At 69.9% G+C, this 18,122-nt stretch carries 11 protein-coding genes; 7 read left to right on the top strand and 4 right to left on the bottom strand.

The window, feature by feature from the left end; all coding sequences use genetic code 11:
• Positions 1 to 17: 17 nt before the first annotated feature.
• From ACZ4S3_RS04880 to ACZ4S3_RS04890, 3 genes are all read right to left on the bottom strand, one after another.
• Positions 18 to 878 (bottom strand): phosphatase PAP2 family protein, encoded by an 861-nt coding sequence (locus ACZ4S3_RS04880; protein ID WP_467925721.1) that lies wholly within the window; start codon positions 876 to 878, stop codon positions 18 to 20.
• A gap of 137 nt (positions 879 to 1,015) precedes the next feature.
• Positions 1,016 to 2,065, bottom strand: a complete 1,050-nt coding sequence (locus ACZ4S3_RS04885; protein WP_467925723.1) for a LacI family DNA-binding transcriptional regulator — start codon at positions 2,063 to 2,065, stop codon at positions 1,016 to 1,018.
• 25 nt (positions 2,066 to 2,090) lie between these two features.
• Positions 2,091 to 3,695, bottom strand: coding sequence for a glycoside hydrolase family 13 protein (locus ACZ4S3_RS04890; protein WP_467925726.1), 1,605 nt, complete (start codon positions 3,693 to 3,695; stop codon positions 2,091 to 2,093).
• Positions 3,696 to 3,919: 224 nt separating this feature from the next.
• On the opposite strand from ACZ4S3_RS04890, the gene ACZ4S3_RS04895 reads away from it, so the two are divergent.
• The 6 genes from ACZ4S3_RS04895 (at position 3,920) to ACZ4S3_RS04920 (ending at position 12,554) form a co-directional block, all read left to right on the top strand.
• The gene (locus tag ACZ4S3_RS04895; RefSeq protein ID WP_467925728.1) at positions 3,920 to 5,197 is read left to right on the top strand and encodes an extracellular solute-binding protein; all 1,278 of its coding nucleotides are present in this window, start codon (positions 3,920 to 3,922) and stop codon (positions 5,195 to 5,197) included.
• A 77-nt stretch (positions 5,198 to 5,274) separates the two neighbouring features.
• Positions 5,275 to 6,153, top strand: a complete 879-nt coding sequence (locus ACZ4S3_RS04900; RefSeq protein WP_467927303.1) for a carbohydrate ABC transporter permease — start codon at positions 5,275 to 5,277, stop codon at positions 6,151 to 6,153.
• 47 nt (positions 6,154 to 6,200) lie between these two features.
• Positions 6,201 to 7,052 (top strand): sugar ABC transporter permease, encoded by an 852-nt coding sequence (locus ACZ4S3_RS04905; RefSeq protein ID WP_467927307.1) that lies wholly within the window; start codon positions 6,201 to 6,203, stop codon positions 7,050 to 7,052.
• On the top strand, positions 7,049 to 8,665 hold the full coding sequence (locus tag ACZ4S3_RS04910; protein WP_467925730.1) for a glycoside hydrolase family 13 protein: 1,617 nt from the start codon (positions 7,049 to 7,051) through the stop codon (positions 8,663 to 8,665). Before ACZ4S3_RS04905 ends, ACZ4S3_RS04910 begins: the two co-directional genes overlap by 4 nt.
• Positions 8,662 to 9,705, top strand: a complete 1,044-nt coding sequence (locus ACZ4S3_RS04915) for a LacI family DNA-binding transcriptional regulator (protein WP_467925734.1) — start codon at positions 8,662 to 8,664, stop codon at positions 9,703 to 9,705. Before ACZ4S3_RS04910 ends, ACZ4S3_RS04915 begins: the two co-directional genes overlap by 4 nt.
• Before the next feature lie 410 nt (positions 9,706 to 10,115).
• On the top strand, positions 10,116 to 12,554 hold the full coding sequence (locus ACZ4S3_RS04920) for a hypothetical protein (protein WP_467925737.1): 2,439 nt from the start codon (positions 10,116 to 10,118) through the stop codon (positions 12,552 to 12,554).
• A gap of 103 nt (positions 12,555 to 12,657) precedes the next feature.
• Here ACZ4S3_RS04920 and ACZ4S3_RS04925 read toward each other — a convergent pair whose 3' ends face one another.
• The gene (locus ACZ4S3_RS04925; protein WP_467925742.1) at positions 12,658 to 14,889 is read right to left on the bottom strand and encodes a protein kinase domain-containing protein; all 2,232 of its coding nucleotides are present in this window, start codon (positions 14,887 to 14,889) and stop codon (positions 12,658 to 12,660) included.
• Between the two features lie 470 nt (positions 14,890 to 15,359).
• Between ACZ4S3_RS04925 and pulA the strand changes: the two genes are divergently transcribed.
• A complete protein-coding gene (gene pulA, locus ACZ4S3_RS04930) occupies positions 15,360 to 18,107 on the top strand; it encodes a pullulanase-type alpha-1,6-glucosidase (protein ID WP_467925745.1) in 2,748 nt (915 codons plus the stop codon).
• Positions 18,108 to 18,122 lie beyond the last annotated feature (15 nt).

Raw genomic sequence — 18,122 nt, forward strand, 5'->3', positions numbered from 1 at the left:
GCCCGCCCGGAAGCTCCTCAGCCCGCCTGGAGCAGATTCACATCCGGGGCCGCCACATACCGTGCCAGCCGGTGCGGCAGCCTGCCGTACCAGCCCAGCGCCACCGTGAAACCGAAGGTCAGGCAGAGGATCCCGCCGACCGCGTCCAGCCAGAAGTGGTTGGCGGTGGAGACGATGACCAGCAGCGTCACGGTGGGGTAGAGCAGGCCCAGGATCCGGGCCCACAGCGGCTTGGCCAGCATGGCGATGGTCAGGCCGCACCACAGCGACCACCCGATGTGCATCGACGGCATCGCGGCGTACTGGTTGGACATCGACGCGAGATTGCCGGACGCCATCGAGCCCCAGGTGTCGTGCTGGACCACGGTGTCGACAAAGCCGCCGCCGGACATCAGCCGCGGCGGCGCCAACGGGTAGAAGTAGTAGCCCAGCAGGGCCACGCCGGTGGTCGCGAAGAGCGCCATCCGGGCCGCGGCATAGCGGCCCGGATGCCAGTGGTAGAGCCAGATCAGCACGCCGATCGTCACGATGAAGTGCAGGGTCGCGTAGTAGTAGTTCATCGAGACGATCAGCCACGTCACGGAGTTCACCGCGTGATTGACGGTGTGCTCCACGGCGATTCCCAGGGAGTGCTCCGCCTGCCAGATCCAGCCGGCGTTCTTGAGCGCCTTCGCCTTCTGTTCGGGTACGGCATTGCGAATGAGCGAGTACGTCCAGTAGCTGACCGCGATCAGCAGGATCTCGAACCAGAGGCGAGGTGCGCGAGGTGTGCGCAGCCGGCCCCATCGGCGGCCGCCCGACGGGCGGTCCGCGCTTCCCCCGTGGGGTGGCGGGGTGGTTGGCCGACCGTCCAAAGTCCTCACATTCGCATCACCCATAGGCAGACAGTCTGCCAGAAACGGGCGTGTCGCCGATCATCCTTCGGTCGGGTATTCGAAGATCTGTATCCCTCTCCGGAGGGACAACCGACCCCCGCAATCCTTAGGGAATTTCCGGCGAATCCCCGGTACCCGTCTCAGGGTGTACGGACAGGCCGGGGGATCCGCGCCGTCTTCGGGGCCGAAGCGGTGGAACCGCGGACCACCAGCTCGGGATGGAAGACGAACTCACTGTGCGGGGCGGGGGTGCCGCCGATCTCCTCCAGCAGCGCCCGGACCGCCGCCTGCCCCATCGCCGTAACCGGCTGCCGGATCGTGGTCAGCGGGGGATCGGTGAAGGCGATCAGCGGGGAGTCGTCGAAGCCGACGACGGACACCTCGCCCGGTACGTCCAGGCGCCGCTGCCGCGCCGCGCGGATCGCGCCGAGCGCCATCATGTCGCTGGCGCAGACGATGGCCGTGGCCCCGCGGTCGATCAGCGCGCCGGCCGCGGCCTGACCGCCCTCCAGTGTGTAGAGGGAGTGCTGGATGAACGGCCCCACCTCGGCCGGACCGAGGTTCAGCCGGTCCTGCATGCTGCGCACGAACCCCTCGATCTTGCGCTGTACGGGCACGAACCGCTCGGGCCCGAGCGCCAGCCCGATCCGCTGGTGGCCGAGCGCGCTGAGGTGGGTCACCGCCAGGTCCACGGCGGCCCGGTCGTCGGGGGAGATGAACGGCGCCTGCACCTTGTCGGAGAAGCCGTTGATCAGGACGAACGGCACGCCCCGGCCGCGCAGCTGCGCATAGCGCTGCATATCGGCGGAGGTGTCGGCGTGCAGCCCGGAGACGAAGATGATGCCGGCGACGCCGCGGTCCACCAGCATCTCGGTCAGCTCGTCCTCCGTGGAGCCGCCCGGCGTCTGTGTCGCGAGGACCGGTGTGTAGCCCTGGCGGGTCAGCGCCTGCCCGATCACCTGGGCGAAGGCGGGGAAGATGGGGTTCTCGAGCTCGGGCGTGATCAGCCCGACCAGGCCCGCGCTGCGCTGCCGCAGCCGCACCGGGCGTTCGTAGCCCAGCACGTCGAGGGCGGCCAGCACCAACTGGCGGGTGGTGGCGGAGACACCGGGTTTTCCGTTGAGAACCCGGCTGACGGTGGCCTCGCTGACACCCGCCTGTGCTGCGATATCGGAGAGCCGGGCGGTCATGGGATGGGACTGTACCGGGCGCATGTCAGATTGCCCACCAGGTGCAGCTGTCCCCGGGGAGCACGGCCGAGGCGCCGTCCACGGTCACCGGGGCACTGGAGAGCAGCGGCTGTCCGGGCAGCGGGATTTCGGCCGCGCGGCCGAGGGTGTTGACCGTACACAGCACACCGGGGCGGCGGAAGGCGAGCAGCCCTTCGGGGGCCGGCTGCCAGCTCATCTCCCCGTCGCCCAGGCCCGGCAGGCGGCGGCGCAGGTCGAGTGCGGTGCGGTAGAGCTCCAGGGTGGCGGACGGGTCGCCGGTCTGGGTCTCGACGGTCAGCCGGTGCCAGTCGGCGGGCTGCGGCAGCCAGCTGTCGCCGGACCCGAAGCCGTACGGGGGCAGATCGCCGGACCAGGGGAGGGGGACGCGGCAGCCGTCGCGGAAGCCGTCCTGGCCGTTGGCGCGGAAGAAGGAGGGGTCCTGGCGGGCGTCGTCGGGGAGGTCGGTGACTTCGGGGAGGCCGAGTTCCTCGCCTTGGTAGATGTAGGCGGAGCCGGGGAGGGCGAGCATGAGGAGGGCGGCGGCGCGGGCGCGGTCGAGGCTGCCGCCGAGGCGGGTGCGGTGGCGTACGACGTCGTGGTTGGACAGGACCCAGGTGGCGGGAGCGCCGACGGGGCGCATCGCCTCGAGGGACTCGTCGATGACCGCGCGGAGCGAGGCCGCGTCCCAACCCGTGTTCAGGTAATGGAAGTTGAAAGCCTGGTGCAGCTCATCCGGGCGGACGTAGAGCGCCAGCCGCTCGGCGCTGGGGGCCCAGGCCTCGGCGACGCCGATCACCTCCTTGCCGCAGGCGTCGCCGTATCCGTCCAGCAGCCGGCGCCAGGACCGGTGGATGGCGTGCACGCCGTCCTGGTCGAAGAAGGGGAGCACCTGGCTGCCGATGAGCTTGGCCTGCTCGCCGCGGCCGATGTCCGGCAGGCCGGGCGCCTTGACCATGCCGTGTGCGACATCGACCCGGAAGCCGTCGACGCCCAGGTCCAGCCAGAAGCGCATGATGGCCTCGAATTCGGCGTGTACGTCGGGGTTGTCCCAGTCGAGGTCGGGCTGTTCGGGGGCGAAGAGGTGGAGGTACCAGTCGCCCCGGCCGGTACGGGTCCAGGCCGGTCCGCCGAAGACCGACTCCCAGTCGTTGGGCGGAAGCTCGCCGTGCTCGCCCTTGCCGGGGCGGAACACATAGCGCTGTCGGGCGAGTTCGGGGTCCTGGAACCACGGGTGGCGGTCGGAGGTGTGGTTGGGGACGATGTCGACGATCACCCGCAGGCCCGCGTCATGGGCCGCGCTGATCAGGTCCCGGGCGTCGTCGAGACGGCCGAAGAGCGGGTCGACGGCGCGGTAGTCGGCGACGTCGTATCCGCCGTCGGCCTGCGGTGAGGCGTAGAACGGCGTGAGCCAGACGGCGTCCACGCCCAGCGCCTTGAGATACGGCACCTTTCCGCACACACCGCGCAGATCGCCGATTCCGTCGCCGTCGCTGTCGGCGAACGAGCGCACATAGACCTGGTAGATGACGGCGTCCCGCCACCATCCGGAACCTCGGCGTGGTGCGGGGGCCTGGGGGGCGGGGCTGGGGGAAGTGAGCTCCTGGGTCATCTGCCGTCCCTGTCGAGATGAAGAGGCCTTGGTGCCTTCACGCAGTCAACGCACGGGCGGGCGTGGGGTGACGGTGGTGAGGGGGCCCCGAGGGTGCTGTTCCGGCCATAACGTTGCAATTTCTTCCAGCAGGCTTGCAGTAATTTCCCGCAAGGTCTTTCGGTTTCTTTGCAGCGCTGTTACGTTCCTGACCGCCATCTGAGGCGCTTCCCTAAGGAGTTCACATGCGACGTGGCATACGTGGCATCACCGCCACCGCGCTGGTAGCGGGCCTGGCACTGGCGGCGAGCGGGTGCGGCGGGGGTGACGACAACGGCAGTACCGGCAGCGGCGGTGAACTGTCCGGAACCGTTACCTTCTGGGACACCTCCAACGACGCCGAGAAGGCGACCTACCGCAAGCTTGCCGAAGGGTTCCAGAAGGAACACCCGAAGGTCCACGTCAAATATGTGAACGTCCCGTTCGGTGACGCCAACGCCAAGTTCAAGAACGCCGCGGGCGGCAACTCCGGCGCCCCCGACGTGATGCGTACCGAGGTCGCCTGGGTCGCCGACTTCGCCAACCTCGGCTACCTCGCGCCGCTGGACGGCACCCCCGCACTGAACAAGAGCGACGACTACCTCCCGCAGGCCGTCGGCTCCACCAAGTTCAAGGGCAAGACCTACGCCGCGCCCCAGGTCATCGACACCCTCGGCCTCTTCTACAACAAGAAGCTCCTCAAGGACGCGGGCGTGGGCGTGCCCAAGACCTTCGCCGAGCTGGCCGGCGCCGCCAAGAAGATCAAGAACAAGACCGGCGCCACCGCCCTCTACCTGCGCGGCGACGACCCCTACTGGTTCCTGCCCTACCTCTACGGAGAGGGCGGCAACATGGTCGATGCCCGCTCCAAGATCGTGGAGATCGACGACGGCGCGGGCGTCAAGGCCTTCAGGACCATCAAGGACCTGGTCGACTCCAAGGCGGCGGTCACTGATGCCACCGACGGCCAGGAGAACCAGCTGACGGCCCTCAAGGACGGCAAGGTCGCGATGGCGATCGACGGCCCCTGGGACATCGAAGGCGCCCGCGCCGGCCAGGCCTTCAAGGACAAGGAGAACCTCGGCGTCGCCCCCGTACCCGGCGGCAGCGCCGCCCAGGGCTCCCCGCAAGGCGGCTGGAACCTTTCCGTATACGCCGGCAGCAAGAACCTGCAAGCCTCTTACGCCTTCGTGCAGTACATGAGTTCCGCGAAGGTGCAGCAGGAAACCACGGACCAGCTCAGCCTGCTGCCCACCCGCAAGTCGGTGTACGAGGTTCCGGCCGTCAAGAAGAACGAGATGGTGAAGTTCTTCCGGCCCGCCGTCGACGGCGCGGTACAGCGTCCCTGGATCGCCGAGGGCAACTCCCTCTTCGAGCCGATCAAGGTCCAGATGAACAAGGTGCTCACCGGCACCGCCACGCCCGAGCAGGCCGCCAAGGCGACCGGCGACGCCTACCGAAAGCTGCTCAAGGACTACAAGTGACCTTCGCTGTACGGCCACGCCCACGGCTGCGCGTACGGGCGCGCCGCGCGCTCGGCACACACTGGTACGCATGGACGATGGTCGCCCCGGTGGTACTCGTCGTCGGGGTCATCATCGGCTTCCCGCTGGTACGCGGCACCTATCTCTCGCTCACCGACGCCAACGAGGCCAACGTCCAGCGCGACATCGGCGTCAACCACATCCCCGCCACCTACAAGTTCGTCGGCCTCGACAACTACAAGGCGGTGCTTTCCGACGGCGTCTTCTGGGACCGCCTCGGCTGGACCGTCCTGTGGACCGTGGCCTGCGTCTCGCTCACCTTCCTGCTCGGCCTCATCCTGGCCAATATGCTCAACCGCACGCTGCGCGGCCGCACCTTCTACCGCCTCGCGCTGATCCTGCCCTGGGCCATTCCCGCCTTCATCTCCGTCTTCACCTGGCGGATGCTCTACAACGAGCAGAACGGCATCCTCAACAAGCTGCTGGCCGGCGGGGGCATCGACGCCGTCCCGTGGCTCAATGACCCGACCTGGGCGAAACTCTCGGTCATCGCCGTCAATGTCTGGCTGGGCGTGCCGTTCATGCTCGTCACGCTGCTCGGCGGCCTGCAGTCCATACCCGGCGAGCTGTACGAGGCCGCCGAAATGGACGGCGCCGGGCCCTGGCAGCGCTTTCGGAACATCACCGTCCCGGGCCTGCGCGCGGTCAGCAGCACGGTGATCCTGCTCTCCACCATCTGGACCTTCAACATGTTCCCGGTGATCTTCCTGCTCACCAGGGGCGGCCCCGGCGACGCCACCGAAATCCTGGTGACCTACGCCTACCGGCTCTCCTTCGTCGACAGCCCCCGCAACTTCTCCGGGTCCGCGGCCTGGGGCGTCCTGATCCTCGTGCTGCTCTCGGTCGTCGCGGTCGTCTACCGGCGGGCGCTGCGCAAGCAGGGAGAGGTGTGGTGACCGTGACCCGCAAGCCCGTGACCCGCAAGCCCGTGACCCGCAAGCCCGTGACCCGCAAGCCCGTAACGCGCAAGCGCAACCAACGGCACCCGCTGGCTTCCGCGGGACTGCATGCCGTCCTCGCCGTGGCGGCCGTCCTCGCCGTCTTCCCGCCCCTGTGGCTGCTCGTCACGTCGTTCAAACCCAGGAACGACGCCTTCTCCACCTCCCTCATCACCCACTTCACCCTCGCCAACTACACCCATGTGGTCGCCGATACGGAATTCCTGACCTGGTTCAGGAATTCGGTGATCATCGTCGGGCTGACCACCGTCCTCGGCGTTTTCATCGCCGCCACCACCGGCTACGCCGTCAGCCGCTTCCGCTTCCCCGGTATGCGTCCGCTGATGTGGCTGCTGCTGATCACCCAGATGTTCCCGGTGGCCGTACTGATCGTGCCGCTCTACAACCTGATGGCGACCCTGGGGCTGCTCAACCAGCCCGCCGGTCTGGTCCTCACCTACCTGACCATCGCCGTGCCGTTCTGCGCCTGGATGATGAAGGGCTTCTTCGACACCATCCCGGTGGAGATCGACGAATCCGGCCGGGTCGACGGTCTCAACCCCTTCGGCACCTTCTGGCGCCTGGTCCTCCCGCTGGCCAGGCCGGGTCTGGCCGTCACCGGCTTCTACACCTTCGTCACCGCCTGGGCCGAGGTCGCCTACGCCTCCGCCTTCATGACCGGCGAGGAGAACCTGACGCTCGCCGGGGGCCTGCAGACCTTCGTCAACCAGTACACCAACGACTGGGGTTCTATGACCGCCGCCGCCGTGATCATTGCCGTACCGGCCGCGCTCGTCTTCGCCTTCGCCCAGCGCCACCTCGTCTCCGGTCTGACCGCCGGCACCACCAAGGGATGACAGTGACCCAGCAGCACGCGAGCAAGCGCACCGACTGGTGGCGCGACGCGGTGATCTACCAGGTCTATCCGCGCAGCTTCGCCGACGGCAACGGCGACGGAATGGGGGACCTGGCAGGCATCCGCAGCCGTCTGCCGTACCTCAAGGACCTGGGCGTGGACGCCGTCTGGCTCAGCCCGTTCTATGCCTCCCCGCAGGCCGACGGCGGCTACGACGTCGCCGACTACCGCGCCATCGACCCGATGTTCGGCACCCTGCCCGATGCCGAGGCCGTCATCGGTGACGCCCATGACCTGGGCCTGCGCGTCATCGTCGACATCGTGCCCAACCACTGCTCCGACCAGCACGAATGGTTCCGGCGCGGGCTGGCCGAGGGCCCGGGATCGGTCCTGCGCGAGCGTTTCCACTTCCGTAAGGGACGCGGCCAGAGCGGCGAACTGCCGCCCAACGACTGGGAGTCCATCTTCGGCGGCCCCGCCTGGACCCGCCTCCCGGACGGCGAGTGGTACCTCCACCTCTTCGCCCCCGAACAGCCCGACTTCAACTGGGAACACCCCGCCGTCCAGGATGAGTTCCGCTCCATCCTCCGTTTCTGGCTGGACCTGGGCGTCGACGGCTTCCGGGTGGACGTGGCTCACGGCCTCGTCAAGGCGGCCGGTCTGCCCGACATGGGCCACGGCGAACAGCTCAAACTCCTCGGCAACCATGTCCTTCCCTTCTTCGACCAGGACGGTGTGCACGACATCTACCGCACCTGGCGCACGGTCCTGGAGGAGTACGCCGGCGACCGCATCGCCGTCGCCGAGGCCTGGGCCCCCACCGCCGGACGCACCGCCCTCTATGTCCGCCCGGACGAGCTGCACCAGGCTTTCAACTTCCATTACCTGAACACGGGTTGGGACGCGGCCTCGCTCCGCGCGGTCATCGACGAGTCTCTCGAGGCGATGCGCCCCGTCGGCGCCCCCGCCACCTGGGTCCTGTCCAACCACGACGTCGTACGCCACCGCACCCGCCTCGGCGGCAGCCTCGACCGCGCCCGCGCCGCCGCCCTCCTCATGCTCGCCCTCCCCGGCTCCGCCTACATCTACCAAGGCGAGGAACTCGGCCTCCCCGAAGTCACCGACCTCCCCGACGACGCCCGCCAGGACCCCTCCTTCTTCCGCGCCAACGGCCAGGACGGCCTTCGCGACGGCTGCCGCGTCCCCCTCCCGTGGAGCGGTACGGAACCCCCGTACGCCTTCGGCGACGGCACCCCATGGCTGCCCCAGCCCGCCGACTGGGCCACCCTCACCGTCCAGGCGCAGACCGGCGATCCCGCCTCCACCCTGGAGCTCTACCGCACCGCCCTCGACCTGCGGCGCACCCACCCCGGCCTGGGCGCGGGCGACGCGATCGAGTGGCTGGACGCACCCGAGGGTGTACTGGCCTTCCGGCGGCCGGGCGGCCTGATCTGCACGGTCAACACCACCGAGGCGGCGGTGACGCTGCCCGAGCGACCCGGCCGCGTACTCCTCTCATCCCTTTCCCCCTCTCTCCCCTCCTCTTCTCACTTGTTGAACACCGAGAGTGACTGTGTGGTTGCAGCCGACACCACGGTCTGGTGGGAGGAGTGACCCTGCCGACACCCCGCCCCACCCCGCGCCTGGCCGACATCGCGGCCCAGGCGCGGGTCAGCGAGGCCACCGCCAGCCGGGTCCTGAACGGCAAGGCAGGCGTCGCGGCGGGCACCCGGCAACGCGTGCTCGCCGCCCTCGACGTCCTCGGCTACGAACGCCCCGTACGGCTGAAGCGCCGCAGTGCGGGCCTGGTCGGCCTCGTCATCCCCGAGCTCACCAACCCGATCTTCCCGGCCTTCGCCCAGATCATCGAGCAGTCCCTGGCGGGCCACGGCTACACCCCGGTCCTGTGCACCCAGATGCCCGGCGGTGCGACGGAGGACGAACTCGTCGAGCAGCTTGAGGAGCGCGGCGTCACCGGCATCGTCTTCCTCTCCGGCCTGCACGCCGACACCGCCGCCGACCCGTCCCGCTACGCCCGCCTGACCTCGCGAGGCGTCCCGTACGTCCTGATCAACGGCTACAACGACCGCATCGACGCGCCCTTCGTCTCACCCGACGACGGCGCCGCGGCCCGGATGGCCGTACGCCACCTGACCGAGCTGGGCCACGAACGGATCGGCCTCGCCGTAGGACCCGCCCGCTACGTCCCCTCCCGCCGCAAGGCCGAGGGTTTCGCGGCGGCGCTGGAGGAGTCGTTCGGCCTGTCGAGGGGGCAGGCCGAACGGCGCATCCGGCACACCCTGTTCAGCGTCGAGGGCGGCCACGCGGCCGCCGCCGCCCTCCTGGACGACGGCTGTACGGGCGTCGTCTGCGGCAGCGACCTGATGGCACTCGGCGTCGTCCGCGCGGCCCGCCAACGCGGCCTGGACGTCCCCGGCCACCTCTCCGTCGTCGGCTTCGACGACTCGCAGCTCATCGCCTTCACCGACCCACCGCTGACCACGGTGCGCCAGCCGGTGCAGGCGATGGCGACCGCCGCGGTGGGCGCGCTGATCGAGGAAATCCAGGGAAATCCCGTCCAGCGCACCGAGTTCGTCTTCCAGCCGGAGCTGGTCGTACGGGGTTCCACGGGTCCGGCCCGCGTGCCGCACTGAGTTCGCCGGCCGGCGCGGTTTTCGGGCTCCGGAGGCGCACTGACGGGCGCGACAGGCGGCCGGTGATACTTCCACCGACCGCCTCGCCTGTTGCCGGGCCCGTCGGACCCACCGGACCCACCGGACCCGCCTCCGGGCGGCCTCGGCAAGTTCCAGAAGTTCCAGGTCAACGGGGTGATAGCCGGTGTCGATCCGCTACTGAGACGTCTCCGATCACTCCTCGCCTGCCGGGACTGCGTGGACACGAACCCGTCCGGCACCGGGGAGATGAGCGTCGACTAGCAGGAAGGCGGACGCTGAATCCCGGCCGTCGCCACCGCCGAAGGACCTCCGCCCTGCGCCGACCGGGATTGTCAGACCCCCCTGCCAACATGTCTGTCACGTAACCCCGTTGAACCGAGGCGCCGCACATGAATTTCCACGAGAAGACAGCGCTCGAGACGGCCTTTCGGCTGGCCGATCCGTCCCTTATCGGTCCGCTGCTCACTCGATTCCGGGCCGAGACCCTCTCGTTGCTGAGCAAGGACAACGAGCTGCCGTCCCAGCTGGTGGAGGCCGTTGTCGCATCCGGCGACCGGGAGCTGTGCGCCACCCTGGTGGGCAACTCCCATCCGGACGTGTGCGATACGGCGACCCTGCTGCGGCTCGCCGAACTCGGCGCCCCCGAGTTCGGACGTGACCTGTACCGGACCGGGCATGTGCGGGCGGAGCCTGGTGTCCAGGCCGCTGTCCTCGCTGCCGCCGACCCCGCCGACCCCGGTTGGTACGCGCCGGGCGGGCTCGTCGAGATGCTGCTCGGGGCGGAGGGGAAGAGCATGCTCGCGCTCGCCCTGAAGGGCCCGTTCCCGGAAGTCGTCGCGCACGCCGTGCGGCTGCTCGTGTCGGACCTGCCGCTGCCGGTGGTGCTGGACGCCTGCGATGTCCTGCTCGCGCACGGCGGCCCGCAGGCGCTCGCGGACCTGGCCGACACCCTCGAGCGGCCCGCCCATCCCGGACTCCTGGCGCTGCTGCATGAGGCCGCCACCGCACCCGACCCGGCCGCGCCGCTCCGCAGCCGGCGCGCGCCGGGGGAGTGGACCGACCTGGCGGCGGTGTCCGTACTGCTGCGGATGCGCCGAGACAGCGGGGACATGGGCCGCATGCCGGTCCATGTCCCCCTGGAATGGGATCTGGTACGGCGCGAGCACGAGCGGAGGCCGTTCCGCACCATAGGGCTGATGGCCCTGAGCGGATGGCCCGACTGCCCCGAGGACGTGGCCCTGGAGATTTTCCGAAGCAACCCCCGGGGGGCGGCGCAGTCCGCGGCGCGGTTGCCGGTGGAGGTGCTGTCCGGTGCCGAGGCCCGCGATCGGCGCTTCGACGTCGGCGCCCTCATCCGCCGCGGTGTCTCCGCAGGGTGGCTGCCCCTCGATCGCGTCCTGGCCGAGGCGGCGCCCGCCCGCAAGGTCCTGGCCGCTGTGGAGTACGACCACGAGCCGACCCGTAAGGCCATCGCCGAGCTGATCGCTCCGCTCGGGGACGACCCCACCGCATGGCTGACCTTCTACCAGCGCCTGCGCCGCTTCGAGGGCTCCGCCACCGAACTGATCGCCAGGGTGTGTGCTTCGACCCAGCGCGTCACCGCGTGGCCCGATCCGCTGGGGCCCGGTGATCCGGGGAAGCACGAACCCGTGGGTCCCCGCCGGGTCTTTCTGGAGCTTTTCGGCTGCGCGCCGGAGGAGGCGCAGCTCGCACTCATACCGCATCTGGACATGCGGGCCGTCCAGCACCTGTTCGCCGTCGGCAAGCCGTCTCCGCGCGTCTGCGCCGAGATCGTCGCCGTCCACGGCTCGGAGCTGGCGGCCCACGTATCCCGCGTTGTCCTGGCCAAGGACGTGATCGAGGGGCTCCTCGACCGCGATGACCCGCTCATCAACGCTCAGCTGTTCGAGGATTACCGACTCGATCGGAAGGAGCGGATACGGATTCTGGCGGGCACAGGGCGGGGTGGCGGAGCGGTCCCCGTGCACGACAGGCTGCTCTCGTATCTCAGGAACCTCCCCCTCAGCGGGTACCGCCAGTGGCTCACGGCAGGTATCACGTCCGGTGACTCCAAGGTGCTCGAGGTCGTACTGGACCGGCTCAGGCTGTACACGGACGCCGGTCGGCTGCGCCTGGTGATCGCGCTGTGGGAGCGGCAGGGGCCGGACGCCGTCCGCGAGCTCCTGACGCAGGCCCGTTTCCACCAGGACAAGCGCTCCTGGCCCGTCCGCGCCCAGCGGGCGGTCCTCGAGGCCCTGGACGCCCCCGGCGGCATGAACGGCCTGCGCGAGCGGCTCGCCGCAGAGGAGGACCCGGCCCGGGTGGTGGCATTCCTGCGCAACGTCCGCAACGCCGATGAGAGCGCCGCATACGCCGCACGCATCCGCAGGGTCGTCTCCGAGGGCACCGAGTTCCCCTGGGACGAGCTGATACGGGCCCACGCCAAGGATCCTCTCCCGACGGACCTCCTGCTCGCGCTCGTGGACGAGAGCGACTGCCCTCGAGCCCTGTTCCGGGCCTGCCTGGCCGATGTGCGCCTGACCGACTATGCGTGGTGGGTCCGGTGTGGCCTCAGGCGGGGGCCACTTACTCCCGAGGACCTGCTGGAGTGCGCCCATCCAGCCGCGACCGTTGCCGCCTACCCCGCCAATCCCTACGTGCGGCTCGACAAAAGTGCCTGGACCCAAGCCCGTGCCGAGGCCCGGAAGCTGGCCCGGGAACACCTCGGCTCGAACGTCGAGGCCTGGGCCGTGGCTCTGCGCCTGCTGCCGGAGTTCCACGGGACCGTCCCCGAGCTCCTCGCTACGGCAGGAGCCGTCGCCGGCTGAACAGGTCACGATCAGCCTTGCTCACGCCTTTTCCGGGCGGCGTACGTGACGGACGCCGCCCAGGACTTGGCCGGAACCGTGCTTCTCGCCCACCTCGGCATCGTCAGACTGCGGGGAGCCCGTAGAACCGGTCCGAGTGCGCCACAAGCAGCCGACGCCCCGCCGCCGCGATATGCCATTGCCCGTCGTCGTGGACACCGTCGTTGTACGCCCAGCGGAGCTTGCCCGTACGGGCTTCGAAGGCGTAGATGCCGCCGGTATCGAAGTAGGTTGCGCCGTAGACGGTGTCCCCGACCTGCACGAATTCGACGGGGGCGGGCCGCTGGCCGAGGTCGTCCGACTTCCACAGCTTCTTACCGGTGGGCGCATCGACCGCCCACACACCGCCGTTGTAGACCGACGCGTAAACGGTTGTGCCCACGAGCGACAGCGGAGCCTGGAACGGATTGCTGTGATGGCTGGGCAGTGACCAGCGCGGAGCGCCCGTCTTCAGATCGAACGCGCGCATCGTGTCACCACCGATGATGACCTTGTCGCGGTACACCGTGGGCTGCGCCGCCGTGTCCTCACCCACCGGTTTCGTCCACAGCTGCTCGCCGCTCCCGGCGTCGCGGACCGTGAGGTTGTAGAGGTCGTCGGTGTAGACGACATGCCGGCCGTCGGTGGTCGCCGCGACGTCCCACTCACCGGATCCCTTCCCGCGTGGCTTCTTCCACAGCACCTGGCGGGTCTTGATATCCACCGCGGCGATCACGGTGGGAGTCTTCCCCGGGTCACTGGTGACGACCTTGGCGATGACGAAGACCCTCCGTCCGTCGGCCGCGATCAGGCGCGGGTCGTCGTACTTGCCGCCCAGCCTGCTGCGCCACGCCTCCTTGCCCGTCGCCGGGTCGAGGCCGACGAAGTCGCCGTCGTACTTGCCGCTGGCGAAGAACAGCAGCCCAGCAGCGTGAATCAGCGGAGCGCCGGGGGTCGTCACACCGGCCACCGACCACTTCTGGCGCCCGGTCGCCACGTCGTGGGCGATGAGCGGGTCACCGCTGACCACCATCAGATCGCCGATCGCCAGCGGCCGGATCTGATAGTTCAGGCTGAGATGCTTCGCCTGCGCCGCCCACAGGGACTTCGGGCTCGTGCCGGCGGGCGGGGTGGTGAAGTCCTCGGGGTCGATCGGATCGTCCTGGTGTTGCTTGTCCTGGCGCCGCTTGTGGTGGGCCGGCTCGCCGCCGAGCCCCTGCCACGCCCAGGCCGCTGCGCCGCCGGCGGCGATCACCGCGGTCCCGGCCCCCAGCGCGAGGAACTTGCGACGCGACGTGGTGCGCTCCTCCCGTTCCACGGCCGCCGGACGGGTCGGCTCGTTGGCGGAGCCCCCCGTCTGTCCTGCCTGGTCGAGCGCCGTGGGAGTGCGGACAGCCGCTGCGTGACCGTCGCGGATCGGCGTGTCCAGGTCCAGGATGCGTGCGGCATGCTGGGCGATGGCCGAGGCGACCGACCCCGGCAGCCAGTCCTCCAGCGCAGCCGGTACGCCGTCGGGGGCGAGTTCGGCGACGAGCCGCTCGGGGGTGGGCCGCGCCTCCGGTTCCTTGGCCAGGCACCGCTGGACGAGCGGCCGCAAGCCTTCCGGTACGGCCGACAAGTCCGGTTCGCTGTGCACCACCTGGTACAGCAGGCCGGCGACCGACCCCGTACCGAAGGGCTGGCGGCCGCTCACGGCGTACGCCAGCACGACCCCGAGCGAGAACACGTCGCCCTGCGGTCCGGCCACCTGTCCGGTGGCCTGTTCCGGAGGAATGAATCCCGGGGAGCCGACCACGACTCCCGTGCTCGTCAGCCGCTCGCCGTCGACCGCGCGCGCGATGCCGAAATCGATGACGCGCGGCCTGTCGGCGGCCAGCAGCACATTCGACGGCTTGAGGTCGCGGTGCACCAGCCCCGCGGCGTGGATCCCGCTGAGCGCCGCCGCAAGGCCGGCACCCAGAGCCCGCACGGACTTCTCGGGCAGCGGTCCGTGCCGGTCGATCAGGTCGTCGAGGGCGGGGCCGAGCACATAGGCGGTGGCCAGCCAGGGGAGCGCGGCCTCCGTGTCGGCGTCCACGACCGCGGCGGAGTACGGCCCGGACACCGCGCGGGCGATGCTCACCTCGTGCCCGAAGCGGCGCCGGAAGCCGGCGTCTTCGGCGAGCTCGGGCCGTACCACCTTGACGGCAACGGTGCGTCCGCCGGATGAGCGCGCCAGATAGACGCGGCCCATCCCGCCCGCCCCGAGCCGGGCCACGAGACGGTAGTCCCCCAGGCTCTGCGGATCGTCCGGCTGCAACGGCTGCATGGCAACCATCCCCCCGTTCCTCGCGCGCGTGTTCGCGCGATGGAGGGTCAGCCTAAGGGCTGTTCCGTAATCCCTGGCGGGCGCACGACAACAGCTACGGCATTGCGAGCTGCGGACCCGTCTCGTCCTTGGGGTCGCGGATGTGGATGGTGGCGGGGCAGGGGGCGATTTCGAGCTGCGGCTCACCCGGCTGCCGGGCTCGGCCCGTCCGGGCATCTTGCGGATCGCGGTCGCCGACATCCGTACCGAGCTGCGTCCGCCCGCTCCCGGAACGGTCGAACTCCCGCCGTCCGACAGTGAATCCGGGCGCGTTGTCGCCGGACTGCTCCTTTGTGGGCCGGTCCGACCGGCCGGGCGCGTGGGGCCCAAGGTGATGGGCCTCCGGCCGGCCGGACCGGTTACTGCGCGAACTTAACACCCTTGCAATATCTTGCGTAAGGTCTTGCAGTCATCAAGTAACGCGGATACAACCGGGACCCATGTCCTCCAAGTCCTCCACGGAACACCGGTACCGGCCCCGCAGGCGCCTGGCCGCCGTCCTCGCCCTCAGCGCGGCGGCCCTGCTCGCCACGGCCCCACGGCAGCAGGCGCACGCATCCCCGACCGACCCGGTCAAGGCCGAGGCGCAGTGGATCGACCGCGACACCGTGGTCTGGAAGGGCGCCGAAAGCTCCGCCGCACAGCTGGAGTTCGGCGACGGCGGGCCGGCGCACCGCATCCGCCTCACCCCGGGCCCCCTCACCCCCGCCGAGCGGACCGCCTACCCCCACCTGAAAGATTTTCCCGCCTTCACCGTCGACCCGCGCGACCTGAACCTGGCCCGCAACGCCTTGCGCAACCGCCTCATCGCCACCCAGCAACGCTCCTCGGGCGCGACCGCGTCCCCCGCCACCACCGGCGTCCAGATACCCGGCGTCCTGGACGACCTGTACGGACGCGCCGCCCAACACGCCCGCCTGGGCCCTACGTTCGACGCCACCGGTCGCCCCACCCTCTCCGTCTGGGCGCCCACCGCCCGCACCGTCGCGCTCGAACTGGACGGCCGCAGGGTCCCGATGCACCGCGACGACACGACCGGCGTCTGGCGGGCGCAAGGCGAACCGTCCTGGGCCGGAAAGCCATATCGCTACGTCGTACGGGTCTGGGCTCCCACCGTCCGCAAGTTCGTCACCAACAAGGTCACCGACCCCTACTCCACGGCTCTGACCGCGGACTCGGCCCGCAGTCTCGTCGTCGACCTCGCCGACCCCCGTCTGGCCCCCAAGGGCTGGTCGCAGCTGAAGAAACCCCTTGCCGTCCCCTTGCGCAAGGCCCGCATCCAGGAACTGCACATCCGCGACTTCTCCGTCGCGGACCGCACCTCCCACCACCCCGGCCAGTACCTCGCCTTCACCGACAGCCGCTCGGACGGCATGCGGCACCTGAAATCCCTTGCACAGGCCGGCACGTCTTACGTCCACTTGCTGCCGGCTTTCGACTTCGCCACCGTCCCCGAACGCCGCACCGACCAGCAAGATCCTTCGCAACAACCCGACTGCAACCTTGCTGCAATGCCCGCCGACTCCGACCGCCAGCAGGAATGCGTCGGTAAGACGGCCGCCCGCGACGCGTTCAACTGGGGCTACGACCCCCTCCACTACACCGTCCCCGAAGGCTCCTACGCCTCCGACCCGAACGGGCCGCGCCGGACCACCGAATTCCGTCGCATGGTGCAGGGCCTGAACGGGGCCGGCCTGCGCACCGTCATGGACGTCGTCTACAACCACACCGCGGCCGGCGGACAGGACCCGAAATCCATCCTGGACCGCATCGTGCCGGGCTACTACCAACGCCTTCTCGACGACGGCAGCATCGCCACCTCCACCTGCTGCTCCAACACCGCGCCCGAGCACACCATGATGGGCAAGCTGGTGGTGGACTCCCTCGTCACCTGGGCCAAGCAGTACAAGATCGACGGCTTCCGCTTCGACCTCATGGGCCACCACCCCAAGGCCAACATCCTGGCCGTACGCAAGGCCCTCGACGCCCTGACACCGGCCCGCGACGGCGTGGACGGCAAGACGATCGTGCTCTACGGCGAGGGCTGGAACTTCGGCGAGGCGGCCAACGACGCCCGGTTCGTCCAGGCCACCCAGCGCAACATGGCCGGCACCGGCATCGCCACCTTCAGTGACCGCGCCCGCGACGCGCTCCGCGGCGGCGGCCCCTTCGACGCCGACCCCCGCACCCAAGGCTTCGCCTCCGGCCTCTACACGGACCCCAACTCATCGCCCGCCAACGGGGATCCGTCCGCCCAACGCGCCCGTCTCCTCCACTACCAGGACCTCATCAAACTCGGCTTGACCGGCAACCTGGCCGACTACACCTTCACCGACACCACCGGCCACCAGGTCAAGGGCTCCGAGGTCGACTACAACGGCGCTCCCGCCGGGTACGCCGCCGCCCCCGGCGACGCCCTGGCCTACGCCGACGCCCACGACAACGAAACCCTCTACGACGCCCTCGCCTACAAGCTCCCGCCCGCAACCGCGCCCGCCGACCGCGCCCGTATGCAGGTCCTCGCCCTGGCCACCACCGGGCTCTCGCAAGGCCCGGCCCTCTCCCAGGCAGGCACCGACCTCCTCCGGTCCAAATCCCTCGACCGCAACTCCTTCAACAGCGGCGACTGGTTCAACGCCCTCCACTGGAACTGCGCCGACGGCAAAAGCAATCCGACCGGCACCGGCACCGGCACCGGCACCGGCACCGGCACCGGCACGGGCAACGGCTTCGGACGCGGCCTGCCCCCCTCCGCCGACAACAAGGACAAGTGGCCCTACGCCAAGCCCCTCCTGGCAGACCCGGCCCTCCGCCCCACCTGCGCCACGATGGCCGCCACCTCCGCCGCCTACCGCGACCTCCTCCGTATCCACGCCACCGAACCGGCCTTCGCCCTCCCCACCACCGCCGACGTCCAGTCCGCCCTCTCCTTCCCCCTCTCCGGCACGGACGAGACCCCCGGCGTCATCACCCTGCGCCTCGGCCACCTCGTCGTGATCTTCAACGCCACCCCGCAGCGTCAGACCCAGCGCATCCCCTCCCTCACCGGCACGCCGTACACCCTCCACCCTGTCCAGGCCCATGGCTCCGACCCCGTCGTCAAGTCCTCGTCCTACGCAGGCAGTTCGGGCACCTTCACCGTCCCGGCGCGCACGGTGGCCGTCTTCACCCGGGGCGCCACCCGCTAGCACGGCACCATCGCC

It is taken from the genome of Streptomyces sp. NPDC028368 (assembly GCF_055565615.1).

Coding starts and splice junctions, on each gene's coding strand:
- ACZ4S3_RS04880 (WP_467925721.1), bottom strand. CDS start 878: ATGGGTGATGCGAATGTGAGGACTTTGGACGGTCGGCCAACCACCCCG.
- ACZ4S3_RS04885 (WP_467925723.1), bottom strand. CDS start 2,065: ATGACCGCCCGGCTCTCCGATATCGCAGCACAGGCGGGTGTCAGCGAG.
- ACZ4S3_RS04890 (WP_467925726.1), bottom strand. CDS start 3,695: ATGACCCAGGAGCTCACTTCCCCCAGCCCCGCCCCCCAGGCCCCCGCA.
- ACZ4S3_RS04895 (WP_467925728.1), top strand. CDS start 3,920: ATGCGACGTGGCATACGTGGCATCACCGCCACCGCGCTGGTAGCGGGC.
- ACZ4S3_RS04900 (WP_467927303.1), top strand. CDS start 5,275: ATGGTCGCCCCGGTGGTACTCGTCGTCGGGGTCATCATCGGCTTCCCG.
- ACZ4S3_RS04910 (WP_467925730.1), top strand. CDS start 7,049: ATGACAGTGACCCAGCAGCACGCGAGCAAGCGCACCGACTGGTGGCGC.
- ACZ4S3_RS04920 (WP_467925737.1), top strand. CDS start 10,116: ATGAATTTCCACGAGAAGACAGCGCTCGAGACGGCCTTTCGGCTGGCC.
- ACZ4S3_RS04925 (WP_467925742.1), bottom strand. CDS start 14,889: ATGGTTGCCATGCAGCCGTTGCAGCCGGACGATCCGCAGAGCCTGGGG.
- pulA (WP_467925745.1), top strand. CDS start 15,360: ATGTCCTCCAAGTCCTCCACGGAACACCGGTACCGGCCCCGCAGGCGC.